The sequence below is a fragment of the Microbacterium aurantiacum genome (assembly GCF_040532595.1).
GTDB lineage: Bacteria > Actinomycetota > Actinomycetes > Actinomycetales > Microbacteriaceae > Microbacterium > Microbacterium chocolatum_B.
In genome coordinates this window covers 784,408-797,418 of sequence record NZ_JBEVYX010000001.1, presented here as the reverse complement: position 1 = coordinate 797,418, position 13,011 = coordinate 784,408, and the positions used below count along the sequence as shown (strand labels likewise).

The window sequence follows — 13,011 nt, the reverse complement described above, 5'->3', positions numbered from 1 at the left end:
GCTGGAAATGAACAAAGGGGGGACGCCGATGAGCGATCAGAGTCGCGCGTGGCAGCGTCCGAGCATCTACGACGTGGCCGCCCACGCCGGAGTCTCGCACATGACCGTATCCCGGGTGCTCAACGGGCATCCCAACATCCGGGACTCCACCCGTGAGCGGGTGATGCAGGCGATCGACGAGATGAACTACACGCGCAGCTCGATCGCCCGCGCGCTCGCCACGCGCAAGGCCATGCGGATCGGGGTGATGGTCGACGGCCCCGTCGAGTACGGGCCCAACAGCACCCTGCGCGCTCTCGAGCGCGCTGCGCGCGACAGCGGGTACTCGGTGAGCGCCTTCTCGATCTCCGACGATCCCGATCTCGGGGTCGACGTCGGGGTCGCGGACCTGATGTCGCAGGGCGTGGACGCGCTGTGCGTCATCGCTCCGCGGTCCTCGTCCCTCGACACGCTGCGCGAGCAGCCGATCCGGGTCCCGGTGCTGGTGGTCAAGGCCGATCCCGATCCCGAGATGATGACCGTCGCGGTCGACCAGCGCGCGGGGGCGCACGCAGCCGTGGCGCACCTCGTCGAGCTGGGACACCGCGAGATCCTGCACATCTCCGGGCCGCTCGACTGGCTCGACGCGCGGGCGCGGCATACGGCGTGGGAGGAAGACCTCGCGGATCGGGGCCTCACGATCCGCGATGCGCTGGTCGGTGACTGGACGTCCGACGCCGGCTTCGCGATCGGGCGCGATGCGCCGGCGATCGACGACGTCACCGCGGTCTTCGCCTCCAACGACCAGATGGCCCTCGGGCTCATCCACGGCCTCTCCAAGCGCGGGCTGCGGGTTCCCGAGGACATCAGCGTCGTCGGCTTCGACGATCTGCCCGACGCGCGCCACTTCCTGCCGCCTCTGACCACGGTTCGCCAGGACTTCGCCGAGCTCGGTCGGCTCGGACTGGAGCTCCTCGTGAGCCGCATCGCGGGGGAGGAGCCGGCGGACAGCGCGATGATCCTCCCCGAGCTCATCGTGCGCGAATCCACGGCACCGCCGCGCGCCTGAACGCCGCTCACCGGCGCGGCGTAACGACTGCGTAACGGAAACTTCGAAGTCTTGCTTGCAATTCTTGTTAGCGCGCACAATACTGATGCACGCGGCTGCGACAGGCAGCTGCACCAGAGTGATTCGACCCGACTCCACGATGGAGCGTCGATCTCAAGGAGGAGACACATGTCACAGAAGAAGCGCCTGCTCGGCGTCATCGGATTCGTCGGCGCTGGGGCGCTGGCACTGGGCCTCGCCGGCTGCGCATCGGGTGGCGACGGCGGCGGCAGCGCCGGTGGCGACGCCGGTGGCGACGGCGAGCTCATCACCGTCGGCTTCGTCGCGGTCGGCCCCGAGGGTGGCTGGCGCAACGCGAACGAGCAGGCCGTCAAGGACGCCTTCACGGAGGAGGCCGGCTACGAGCTCAAATACGCTCCCGCCGCCAGCCCGAGTGACCAGAAGTCGCAGCTCGACGCCTTCTCGACCTTCGTCAACGACGAGGTCGACGTCATCCTGCTCACCGCGACCGAGGCCTCCGGCTGGGAGGACTCGCTCGAGCTCGCCCAGGAGGCCGAGATCCCCGTCATCCTGCTCGACCGCGGTGTCGACGCCAGCGAGGACCTGTACGTCACCCGCATCGCCCCCGACAACTTCCAGGTGGCGGCATCCGTCGGCGCCTGGGCCGTCGAGTCGTTCCCCGAGGGCGCGAACTACTACGTCCTCGAGGGCGTACCGGGTCTCTCGGTCGTCAACGAGCGCAACGACGGCTTCGACTCCGAGGTCGAGGGTGCCGAGGGCTTCACCAAGGTCGGCGCGCAGACCGCGAACTGGAAGACCGACGAGGGCAAGTCCGTCACCGAGACGGTGCTCCGCGCCAACAACAACGACATCCAGTTCATCTTCGCCCAGAACGACGAGATGGGCATCGGCGCCGCTCAGGCCGTCGAGGCCGCCGGTCTGGTCCCGGGTGAGGACGTCAAGATCGCCACGATCGACGGCACCACCGGTGCTCTCGAGGCGCTTGCCGCGGGTCAGCTGAGCTTCGTCGCCCAGTACAACCCGTTCTTCGGCGACATCGCCGTCGACGTCGTCGAGCGCGCACTCGCCGGCGAGACCGTCGAGTCGACCATCATCGTCGACAGCGCGACGTTCGACTCGCCGGAGGCCGGCGAGACGGCGCTCGCCGACGGCCAGGGCTTCTGAGCTCGGATCGTCTGATCAGCACCACCATCTGACGGAGCGGGGATCGCCGCGCAAGGCGATCCCCGCTCCTGTCGGATCACACCCGAAATCAGCACAACACGAGGAAGTTCGTCAGAGATGACCGAATCCCCCCCGATCGTCGAAGTCCGCGGCGCATCGATCACGTTCCCCGGCGTCAAGGCACTCGACGAGGTCAACTTCCGGCTCCTCCCGGGCGAGGTCCACACCCTCATGGGTGAGAACGGCGCGGGCAAGTCGACCCTCATCAAGGCGCTCACCGGCGTCTACCAGATCGACTCGGGCGACATCCTCGTCTTCGGAGAGAAGCGCCACCTGACGGGCACGGCATCCGCTCAGGCCGCCGGGATCTCGACGGTGTACCAGGAGGTCAACCTTTGCACCAATCTCACCATCGGTGAGAACGTGATGCTCGGGCACGAGGTCCGCGGACCTCTCGGCATCAACTGGCGCAAGACCCACGCCCAGGCGAAGGACGCCCTCTCCCGCATGGGGCTGGGCCACCTCGACACCCGCGCGCCCCTCTCATCGATCTCGATCGCGCTCCAGCAGCTCGTGGCGATCAGCCGTGCGATGGTGACCGACTCGAAGGTCCTCATCCTCGACGAGCCGACCTCGAGTCTGGATGCCGCAGAGGTCGAGGTGCTCTTCACCGTCATGCGGCGCCTCCGCGACCAGGGCGTTGCGATCCTCTTCGTCTCGCACTTCCTCGACCAGGTGTACGCGATCAGCGACCGCATCACGGTGCTGCGCAACGGCCAGTTCGTCGGGGAGTACCTCAAGCGGGACCTCGACCGCAGCGCGCTGATCTCCAAGATGATCGGCAAGGACTTCGAGGCCCTCCGAGCTCTCGGCTCCAACCGCCAGGTCGACGTGCGCGACCGCAGCGAAACCCCCGTCTACGCCGCCGAAGCCCTCGGTCGCAAGGGAGCGCTCGCCCCCACCGACATCGAGATCCACCGCGGCGAGGTCGTCGGGTTCGCCGGCCTCCTCGGCGCGGGCCGCACGGAGCTCGCCCGCCTCATCTTCGGCGCCGACCGTGCCGACTCCGGCACCGTCCGCGTCAAGGGCAAGAAGACCGGCATCACGTCCCCCGTCGCCGGTCTCGCCCAGCACATCGCCTACTCGACCGAGAACCGCCGCGATGACGGCATCATCGGCGACCTCAGCGTCCGCGAGAACATCATGCTCGCCGTCCAGGCGAAGCGCGGATGGCTCCGCCGCGTGCCGGCGCGCGAGGTCGACCAGCTCGTGAAGACCTACATGGAGCGCTTCAGCGTGCGCCCCAACGACCCAGACCGGCCGATTCGTCTCCTCTCCGGCGGCAACCAGCAGAAGGTCCTCCTCGGCCGCTGGCTGGCGACCGAGCCCGAGCTGCTCCTGCTGGACGAGCCGACCCGCGGTATCGATGTGGGAGCCAAGGCCGACATCCAGGAAGCGGTCGCCGAGCTCGCCGAGGGCGGCATGGGCGTCGTCTTCATCTCGTCCGAGCTCGAAGAGGTCGTGCGCCTGTCCGAGCGGATCGTGATCCTGAAGGACCACGAGAAGGTCGGCGAGGTCGTCAACGGGCCCGACGTGACCGCCGAGAGCATCGTGTCGATCATCGCCGCCGACGACAGCGCGGCGCGATCAGAGCATCAGGGCGAGAAGATCGCCGAAGGAGAGATCTGACATGGCGTTCGTCAAGACCCTCATCCGCACCCCATGGTTCTGGGGCCTGGTGGGCATCGCGCTCCTCCTCACCCTGAACACGCTGAAGGACCCGACCTACCTCGCGATCGGCATCAACTCCACGACGGGCCTCCTCGCCGGCAACCTGCTCGACATCCTCCGCGTGTCGGCGCCGATCATCATGATCGCGCTGGGCATGACCTTCGTGATCGCGACGAAGGGCATCGACCTCTCCGTCGGCTCGATCATGGCGGTCGGCGGAGCGGCGGCGATGGAGACGCTGCGCGCCGTGGACGGGCAGAGCCCGTTCGGGGCCATGTTCATCGCGATCGCGGTGGCGCTCCTGATCGGCGCGCTCCTCGGCGTCATCAACGGCCTGCTCGTCGCGGTCGTGGGATTGCAGCCGTTCATCAGCACGCTCGTGATGATGCTCGCAGCCCGGGGGATCGCCCGCGTGATCACCGGCGGCCAGAACACCAACGCCACCAACGCGCCGTTCCGAGAGATCTCCAACGGGCAGATCCTGGGTCTTCCGACGAGCTTCGTGCTGGCCATCGCGATCGTCGTGGTGGTGTCGCTCATCATGCGTCGGACAGCTCTCGGTCTCATGATCGAGTCGATCGGGGTGAACCCGGCCGCCAGCCGCCTGGCCGGCATCCGTCCGCGCCCCATTCTCATCACCGTCTACATCCTCTCCGCGGTGCTCGCGGCCACCGGCGGTCTCTTCACCGTGTCGGAGGTCATGACGGTCGACGTCTCGGGGACCGGCTATCAGATGGAGCTCGACGCGATCCTCGCGGTCGTGATCGGCGGCACCTCGCTGGCCGGCGGCAAGTTCTCCATCCTCGGGTCGACGATCGGCGCCCTCCTCATCGCGACGCTGAACAAGACGGTGCTGTTCCTCGGGGTCTCGGCCGCGGCGACGCCCGCATTCAAAGCGATCGTGATCGTCCTGCTCGTCCTGCTGCAATCCGAACGCGTGCGGAACTACGTCCTCCAGATCGGACGCCGTCGCTCCCGTAAGGAGGTCGTCGCGTGAGCGCGCCCGTCACGTCCCCCGCCCTCGGCGCCGAGAGCGCCGCCCAGACCGCGCTCCAGCGCGTGTGGGGGCGCAGCCAGTCCATCGTCCCGACCCTCGCAGCCGTCGTGCTCCTGGTGGCGATGCTGGTGTACGCCGAGATCGCCTACGGCCGCGTCTTCCACGCCGGCACGATGTCGAGCCTGCTGGTCAGCTTCGCGCCGACGATCATCCTCGCCGTCGGCATGACGATCGTCATCCTCTCCGGGGGCATCGACCTCTCCGTCGGCGCCGTCGTCGCCTTCACCTCGGTCGCCGGGGTCATGCTGATGAACATCGGGGTCAACGGCTGGCTGTCCATCGTCCTCATGATCGGCTTCGGGGCTCTGTTCGGGCTCGTCTCGGGTGTGCTGATCCAGTACTTCAACGTGCAGCCGTTCATCGCCACCCTGGCGATGATGTTCCTCGCCCGGGGCCTCGCGTCGATACTGTCGACGGTGCCGGTCCAGGCCCCCGAGAACGCGCCGATCCTGCTGCTGGCGACCGACTTCAAGATCATCGACGGCCCGAAGGTCAACGACCTCGTCCTGACCCCCGGCTTCTTCATCGCGATCCTCGTGATCATCGGGGCCTACGTCTTCCTGCACCGCACGCGGATGGGGCGCACGGTCTACGGCATCGGCGGCGCGGAATCCTCCGCGCAGCTGATGGGTCTGCCCGTGGCCCGCACCCGCGTCTGGATCTACGTCCTCAGCGGTGCGCTCGCGGGCCTGGCGGCGGTCGTCTACACCGCCGAGGTCGGCGGCAAGGCGCAGAACGTGACCGGCATCGGGTGGGAGCTCGACGCCATCGCCGCGGTCGTCATCGGCGGCACGCTCCTCACCGGCGGTGCCGGCTACGTGCTCGGTTCGGTCGTGGGCTCCCTGGTTCTCGCATCGCTCTGGATGATCATCACGAAGGACGGCACGATCCGCCCCGAGTACCTGACGATCATCACCGGCGGCATCCTGCTCGTCTTCGTCCTCCTGCAGCGCGTCCTCACCGCGCGTCGCCGACGATGAGCGCCGCCCCCGCACCCGAGGCAACGAAGGAGACATCCGTGGCTGTGGAAGCCCCCCGATTCGCCCCCGAGGTCCAGGCATCGATCGATGCGGTCCGCGCCGATGTCGCGGCGCTCCACGGTGAACTCGTGCGTTACAACCTGATCGTGTGGACCGGCGGGAACGTGTCCGGCCGCGTGCGGATCGGTGACGATCGCAGTGCGGACCTGTTCGTGATCAAGCCGTCCGGGGTCTCCTACGACGACCTGGCGCCGGAGAACATGATCCTGTGCGATCTCGACGGCACCGTCGTCCCCGGGACGCCCGGGAGCGGGCGCAGCCCGTCCAGTGACACCGCGGCGCACGCGTACGTGTACCGGAACATGCCGGATGTCGGGGGCGTGGTGCACACCCACTCGACGTTTGCGGTGGCGTGGGCGGCGCGGGGAGAGGAGATCCCGTGCGTCATCACCGCGATGGCGGACGAGTTCGGCGGCCCGATCCCGATCGGCCCGTTCGCGATCATCGGCGACGACTCCATCGGGCGCGGCATCGTGGAGACGCTCCGGGACCACCGCTCGCGCGCCGTGCTCATGCAGAACCACGGACCGTTCACGATCGGCGTCTCGGCGAAGGATGCCGTCAAGGCGGCCGTGATGGTCGAGGACGTCGCGCGTACGGTCCACTACGCGCGGGAGGCGGGGCCCCTCATCCCGATCCCGCAGGAGGCGATCGACAGCCTCTACAACCGCTACCAGAACGTCTACGGGCAGGCGGGGGACGAGCGCCGATGAGCGTGCACGACGCCGCTGCGGCGATCCGCGACGGCCGAGCCGTGCTCGGCATCGAGCTCGGCTCGACGCGCATCAAGGCGTGCCTCGTCCTCGCCGACGACCCGTCGACGGTCCTCGCGGTCGGTTCCCACGCCTGGGAGAACCGCTTCGTCGACCGGGTGTGGACCTACACGCTCACCGACGTCTGGGCGGGGGTGCAGGGGGCGTACGCCGACCTCGTCGCCGACGTCGCCCGCCGGCACGGTGTTCCGCTGGAGAGCCTCGCCGCCATCGGCGTCTCGGCCATGATGCACGGGTATCTCGCCCTCGACGAGCGCGGAGAGCTCCTGGCGGAGTTCCGCACGTGGCGCAACACCAACACCGACCGTGCCGCGTCCGTGCTGACGGAGCTGTTCGGAGTGAACATCCCGCTCCGCTGGTCGATCGCCCACCTCTACCAGGCGGTCCTCGACGAGGAGCCGCACGTTCCCGACGTCCGGCTCATCACTACCCTCGCCGGCTACGTGCACTGGAGGCTGACGGGCCGCTCCGCCCTCGGCATCGGCGACGCCTCGGGCATGTTCCCGATCGACACGGCGCGTCGCGACTACGACCGCGGCCTCATGAAGAAGTTCGACCGGCTCGTATCCGAGCGCGCTTTCGGGCTCCGGATCGCCGATGTGCTGCCCGAGGTTCTGGTGGCCGGTCAGGATGCCGGCGCGCTCACGCCCGAGGGCGCCGCGCTGCTGGACGTCTCCGGAACCCTTCGTCCGGGAGTCCCGCTCTGCCCGCCGGAGGGGGATGCCGGGACCGGAATGGTCGCGACCTGCTCGGTGGCGCCCCGGACGGGCAACGTCAGCGCGGGCACGAGCATCTTCGCGATGGTGGTCCTCGAGAAGCCGCTCGCGACCGCGCACGCCGAGCTCGACGTCGTCACCACGCCCGTCGGCGACCCAGTGGCCATGGTCCACTGCAACAACGGGGCGAGCGAGCTCGCCGCGTGGGTGGGTCTGTTCGGCCGCTTCGCGACCGTCGGCGGGGGAGACCTCGATCCCGACGAGGTGTTCGAGGTGCTCTTCCGTGAAGCCCTCGACGGCGACCCGGATGCCGGGGGGATTTTGGCGTACAACCACCTCGCCGGCGAGCCGATCGCCGGGCTGTCGGAGGGGCGCCCGCTGGTGGTGCGGACACCCGACAGCCGCTTCACGCTCGCCAACTTCATGCGCGCCCAGCTGTACGGTGCGTTCGGCACGCTCGCCCTCGGAATGCGGGTGCTCGAGAACGAGGGAGTCGCGCTCGATCGCATGTTCGCGCACGGGGGCATCTTCCGCACCGCCGGTGTCGCCCAGCGTTTCCTCGCGGGGGCGCTCGACGCGCCGGTCGTCGTCGCCGACACCGCATCGGAGGGCGGTGCCTGGGGCATCGCGGTCCTCGCGGCGTTCCTCTCGGCGCCCGCGGACATGAGTCTCGACGCCTACCTGCGCGAGCGCGTGTTCGCCGACGCGACGTTCCACACGCTCGAGCCCGACCCCGAAGACGTCCCCGGTTTCGCGGCGTACCTGACCCGGTACCGCGCGGGCCTCGCCGTCGAAGCCGCAGCCGTCGCGGCCCTCTGACCTCGCTTTCCATCCCAACCTCGAAGGACACCTCGCATGACCCGCACTCCGCTCACCACCTCCCTCGACGGCTACGAGGTGTGGTTCGTCACCGGCAGCCAGAACCTCTACGGCGAGGAGACGCTCCGCCAGGTCGCCGAGCAGTCGCAGGCCGTGGCCGAGGGCCTGGCCGGGATGCCGGTGCGGGTGGTGTGGAAGCCCGTCCTGAAGGACGCCGACAGCATCCGTCGCCTCGCGCTCGAGGTGAACGGTCGCGATGACGTGATCGGTGTGATCGCGTGGATGCACACCTTCAGCCCCGCCAAGATGTGGATCGCGGGTCTGGATGCTCTCCGGAAGCCGCTGCTGCACCTGCACACCCAGGCCAACGTCGAGCTGCCGTGGGGTGAGATCGATTTCGATTTCATGAACCTCAACCAGGCCGCCCACGGCGACCGCGAGTTCGGGTACATCCAGACGCGTCTGGGCATCACGCGCAAGACCGTCGTGGGTCACGTGTCGAACCCCGCCGTGCGTCAGCAGGTGGAGGACTGGCAGCGCGCGGCGGCCGGATGGACAGCCGCACGGACGCTCAAGCTCGCGCGCTTCGGCGACAACATGCGCTACGTCGCCGTCACCGAGGGCGACAAGACCGAGGCCGAGCTGCGCCTGGGCGTGCAGGTCAACACGTGGGGTGTGAACGAGCTCGCGGAGGCCGTCGCCGCGGCATCCGGATCCGAGATCGACGCGCTCGTGGCCGAGTACGAGGAGCTCTACGACGTCGCGGACGAGCTGCGCGCGGGCGGAGCGCGTCACGCGTCTCTGCGCGACGGTGCGGCGATCGAGATCGGTCTGCGCTCGTTCCTCGAGGAGGGCGGGTTCGGTGCGTTCACGACGTCCTTCGAGGATCTCGGTGCGCTGACGCAGCTGCCGGGTCTCGCCGTCCAGCGCCTCATGGCGGAGGGCTACGGCTTCGGCGCAGAGGGCGACTGGAAGACCGCGATCCTCGTCCGCGTCGCGAACGTCATGGGAGCAGGGCTCCCCGGTGGAGCGAGCCTCATGGAGGACTACACGTACGACCTGGTGCCGGGGGATGAAAAGATCCTCGGTGCGCACATGCTCGAGGTGTCGCCGTCGCTGTCGTCGCAGAAGGCGCGGCTCGAGATCCATCCCCTCGGCATCGGCGGCAAGGACGACCCGGTGCGTCTGGTGTTCACCGCCGACCCCGGCCCCGCGCTCGTGGTGGCGATGAGCGACATGCGCGACCGGTTCCGACTGGTCGCCAACGTCGTGGAGAACATCTCCGCTCCTGACCTGCCGAACCTCCCGGTCGGCCGCGCGGTGTGGCGGCCCGCCCCCGACTTCGCCACCTCCGCGGCATGCTGGCTCACCGCCGGCGCCGCGCATCACACGGTGATGACGACCGCCGTGGGTGTCGAGGTCTTCCGGGATTTCGCCGACATGGCCGGTACCGAACTCCTCGTGATCGACGAGGACACCACGTTGCGTCGGTTCCAGCACGAAGTGCGCTGGAACCAGGCGTACTACCGACTCGCGCAGGGTTTCTGAGCGCGAGAGGTGTATGAGCGCTCGCCCCGCGAGCGTGGCCCCCCACCCGAAGAAGAGAGGAAGGTCTCACTGATGAGACGATCCACCATCCAGCCGCAGCGGCGGCGCTCCGCGTTCCGACGCGGGCTCGCCGGCACCGTGGCCGGCGTCATGGCGCTGACCGGCGTGGGCCTGGCCCCGGCGGTTGCGACGGCCGCCGAGCTGCCGGCGCCCACGGCGCACTACGACATGTCGCACAGCGGTTCGCAGCTGCTCGACGTGTCCGGCAACGCCCGTCACGCGACGCTGACAGGACTCACCTCGGCATCCTTCGCGGATGCCGGAGGCGACGACGTGCTGCGCTTCCGCGCCGACGGCTACGCCGCCCTGCCCAAGGGTCTCGTGACGGGGACCGACAACGACTTCACCGTCGAGTTCACCGTGGCGACGCAGACGGCGGCGAACCACTTCGGATGGGTCATCGGCGACGGCGTCGGCCCGTGGAACACCACGCAGCTCGGCAACCACATCTTCCTCAGCCCCCGCTCGTCGCAGGGCGGCTACACGAACCAGGTGCTCGCGGCGATCCGCGTGAAGACCGACGGGAACAACGGCGAGAGCCGCATGCCCGCAGGGGGTGGGCTCAACGCCGGCTTCACCACGCTGACCATGGTCGGGTCGGGCAACACGCTCACCCTCTACCGCGACGGTTCGGTGATCTCGACCCTCACGCACAACCGCGCGATGAGCTCGATCATCCCGGCGGGCAACACGCTCGGATACATCGGTCGTTCGCTCTACCAGGGCGACTCGCTGCTGCGCGCCGACGTCTCCGACATGAAGTTCTGGGATGTGGCGCTGAGCGCCGGCGAGGTCGCGGCGAGCATGCCGACGGCCGAGGAGAAGACCGCCGCCACCGCCGCGCTCCTGCGCGGCGAGGTGCTCGCCAACATGCTCGGGGCCAACGAATCGCTCGACAGCGTCACGTCCAACCTCACCCTCGGCGCCAGCGTGAACGGCGTCAGCCTCACCTGGGCGTCCTCGAACCCCGCCGTGATCTCGACGACCGGTGTGGTGTCGCGGGCGATCACCGAGAACACCCCGGTCGCGCTCACCGCCACGACCTCGCTCGGGTCGACCCTGACCTTCGACGCGACCGTCATCGCGCCGACCGTCGGCGCCGACCTCGACGCCATCGTGCTCGCGGAACGGACCACGGAGAACCTGCCCCTCGCGGTGAAGGGCGCCGTCAACGGCGCCGACATCACGTGGGAGTCGTCCGACCCCGCGCTGGTCACCGCCACGGATCCCGCCTACGTCGCGCCCTCCGTGGGTGCCGCCGACCCCTTCGAGGGCGGCGGTGTCGTCACGCGTCCGGCATACGGCGAGGGCGACCGGGAGGTCACGCTCACTGCGACGGCGACGCTCAACGGTCAGACCGCGCAGCGCAGCTTCACGCTGGACGTTGCGGAGAAGGCCCGCACGGCGCCGGACGAGGGGTACGTCGCGGCGTACTTCAAGTCGGACTCCGACGAGCGGATCTATCAGGCCGCAACGTCCGGAAACGACTTCTTCAGCTTCGCTCCGGTCAACGGCGGACAGCCCACGGTGGAGAACACCGCCGACACCACCGGTCTCCGCGACCCGTACATCCTCCGCTCCGCAGAGGGCGACAAGTACTACATGATCGCCACCGATCTCTGCATCGGGTGCGGCACCGGGTGGGGCCCTGCGCAGTCCAACGGCAGCCTCAAGGTGCACATCTGGGAGTCGACCGACCTGGTCGAATGGGAGCGCACGAACGGCGAGAACTCCGGCATCACCGTGAACCAGCCTGCCGCGGGCATGACGTGGGCGCCGGAAGCCTACTGGGATGACGAGCTGCAGTCGTACGTGCTGTTCTTCGCGTCTCGTCTGTATTCCGATGCCAGCAAGAGCAACAGCGACAACCTGTACGCACGGATGTTCTACGTGCTGACGCGCGACTTCCGCACCTTCACCTACCCGCCGCAGAGCTGGCAGGACACCGGGTACGCGCGCATCGACTCGACCGTCATCAAGATCGACGACTTCTACTACCGCTTCACCAAGAACGAAGAGGGCGGAGCAGCCGACGGTCTCGAGGCGGGCAAGGACATCTTCCTCGAGAAGTCGCGGGTGCTCACCGCCCCCACCACGCGGTCGAACTGGTCGGCTGACCCGTCGCAGACGTGGCAGCTCACGGACACCCGGATGACGACGCTGGAGACCAATCAGGTGGGCGAAGGCCCCCAGGTCATCAAGCTCAACGAAGGCGACCCGAACAACACCGGCGACGGCTACGTGTTCCTCGTGGACAACTACGGCGACGGCGGCTACCGGGCGTTCGTGACGACGGGCGACGAGATCGCCTCGAGCTCGCAGACCGACCGACTCTCGCAGCGGAGCTCATGGGTCGTACGCCAGCGCGGCGGCCTGCCCGCCAGCCCGCGTCACGGCTCGTTCGTGAACGTGTCGGGCCAGGTCCTGGACGCCGTGAACAGCTGGAGCGCCGTCGAGGCGGTCGCCTCGACCACGTCGCTCGAGGCGGATGGCCGTGAGCTCTCGGCATCCGTCACGGCGGAGGACGACGGAGACGTCGCCGGCACTGTGACCTTCGCCGGGGGCGACTGGTCGGAGACCGTCGCGCTCGTCGACGGAGCTGCAACGGCGACCGCCCCGGCCGGTGTGAACGCCGTCACGGCGACCTACGACGGCTACCGCGACGGACTGGTTGCGACCTCGGTCTCGGACGAGGTCGAGATCGCCGGTCTCGCCGTGACGGCCACCGCCACCACGCGATGCCTGCTCGGCAAGGTGTTGGAGGCCGTGACCATCTCGAACGACGCGGATGCCGCGGCCACGGTCGTGGTCGAGAGCCGATACGGCTCGAAGACCCTGGTGGTCGCGCCCGGCAAGAAGGCGTCGATCAGCTTCTCCTCCCGCCTGACGGCGTACCCCGCCGGCGTCATCGAGGTCTCGGCCTCGACCGCCGACGGACGCTCCGTCCAGACGGAGGTGACACTGGCAGCCCGCAGCTGCAGCTGATGCGGAGCGCGGTGGGGGTCGGCGGTGCATCCGTCGGCCCCCGCCGTCT

At 68.8% G+C, this 13,011-nt stretch carries 9 protein-coding genes; all 9 read left to right on the top strand.

The features are described from left to right. The first annotated feature begins 28 nt into the window (after positions 1 to 28). The 9 genes from ABXJ56_RS03905 (at position 29) to ABXJ56_RS03865 (ending at position 12,962) form a co-directional block, all read left to right on the top strand. On the top strand, positions 29 to 1,048 hold the full coding sequence (locus tag ABXJ56_RS03905; protein WP_353998410.1) for a LacI family DNA-binding transcriptional regulator: 1,020 nt from the start codon (positions 29 to 31) through the stop codon (positions 1,046 to 1,048). A gap of 168 nt (positions 1,049 to 1,216) precedes the next feature. Beyond that, positions 1,217 to 2,233 carry a substrate-binding domain-containing protein gene (locus ABXJ56_RS03900; RefSeq protein WP_353998409.1) on the top strand — a complete coding sequence of 339 codons (1,017 nt, stop codon included), beginning with the start codon at positions 1,217 to 1,219 and terminating at the stop codon, positions 2,231 to 2,233. A gap of 117 nt (positions 2,234 to 2,350) precedes the next feature. Beyond that, a complete protein-coding gene (locus tag ABXJ56_RS03895) occupies positions 2,351 to 3,922 on the top strand; it encodes a sugar ABC transporter ATP-binding protein (RefSeq protein ID WP_353998408.1) in 1,572 nt (523 codons plus the stop codon). A 1-nt stretch (position 3,923) separates the two neighbouring features. Then, complete coding sequence (locus tag ABXJ56_RS03890; protein WP_353998407.1) at positions 3,924 to 4,961, top strand: ABC transporter permease; 1,038 nt, start codon at positions 3,924 to 3,926, stop codon at positions 4,959 to 4,961. After that, positions 4,958 to 6,001: an ABC transporter permease gene (locus ABXJ56_RS03885; protein WP_353998406.1), complete on the top strand. Its 1,044-nt coding sequence runs from the start codon at positions 4,958 to 4,960 to the stop codon at positions 5,999 to 6,001. The genes ABXJ56_RS03890 and ABXJ56_RS03885 overlap by 4 nt, the downstream gene beginning before the upstream one ends. Positions 6,002 to 6,039: 38 nt before the next feature. After that, positions 6,040 to 6,774 carry an L-ribulose-5-phosphate 4-epimerase gene (locus ABXJ56_RS03880; RefSeq protein ID WP_353998405.1) on the top strand — a complete coding sequence of 245 codons (735 nt, stop codon included), beginning with the start codon at positions 6,040 to 6,042 and terminating at the stop codon, positions 6,772 to 6,774. Continuing rightward, positions 6,771 to 8,369 (top strand): xylulokinase, encoded by a 1,599-nt coding sequence (locus ABXJ56_RS03875; RefSeq protein WP_353998404.1) that lies wholly within the window; start codon positions 6,771 to 6,773, stop codon positions 8,367 to 8,369. The genes ABXJ56_RS03880 and ABXJ56_RS03875 overlap by 4 nt, the downstream gene beginning before the upstream one ends. 36 nt (positions 8,370 to 8,405) lie before the next feature. Further along, complete coding sequence (gene araA, locus ABXJ56_RS03870; RefSeq protein ID WP_353998403.1) at positions 8,406 to 9,917, top strand: L-arabinose isomerase; 1,512 nt, start codon at positions 8,406 to 8,408, stop codon at positions 9,915 to 9,917. 72 nt (positions 9,918 to 9,989) lie between these two features. Next, positions 9,990 to 12,962 carry an immunoglobulin-like domain-containing protein gene (locus ABXJ56_RS03865; RefSeq protein ID WP_353998402.1) on the top strand — a complete coding sequence of 991 codons (2,973 nt, stop codon included), beginning with the start codon at positions 9,990 to 9,992 and terminating at the stop codon, positions 12,960 to 12,962. Positions 12,963 to 13,011 lie beyond the last annotated feature (49 nt).

What these genes read in the sequence shown, in the direction of transcription:
- ABXJ56_RS03905 (WP_353998410.1), top strand. Translation starts at nt 29, where the DNA reads ATGAGCGATCAGAGTCGCGCGTGGCAGCGTCCGAGCATCTACGACGTG.
- ABXJ56_RS03900 (WP_353998409.1), top strand. Translation starts at nt 1,217, where the DNA reads ATGTCACAGAAGAAGCGCCTGCTCGGCGTCATCGGATTCGTCGGCGCT.
- ABXJ56_RS03895 (WP_353998408.1), top strand. Translation starts at nt 2,351, where the DNA reads ATGACCGAATCCCCCCCGATCGTCGAAGTCCGCGGCGCATCGATCACG.
- ABXJ56_RS03890 (WP_353998407.1), top strand. Translation starts at nt 3,924, where the DNA reads ATGGCGTTCGTCAAGACCCTCATCCGCACCCCATGGTTCTGGGGCCTG.
- ABXJ56_RS03875 (WP_353998404.1), top strand. Translation starts at nt 6,771, where the DNA reads ATGAGCGTGCACGACGCCGCTGCGGCGATCCGCGACGGCCGAGCCGTG.
- araA (WP_353998403.1), top strand. Translation starts at nt 8,406, where the DNA reads ATGACCCGCACTCCGCTCACCACCTCCCTCGACGGCTACGAGGTGTGG.
- ABXJ56_RS03865 (WP_353998402.1), top strand. Translation starts at nt 9,990, where the DNA reads ATGAGACGATCCACCATCCAGCCGCAGCGGCGGCGCTCCGCGTTCCGA.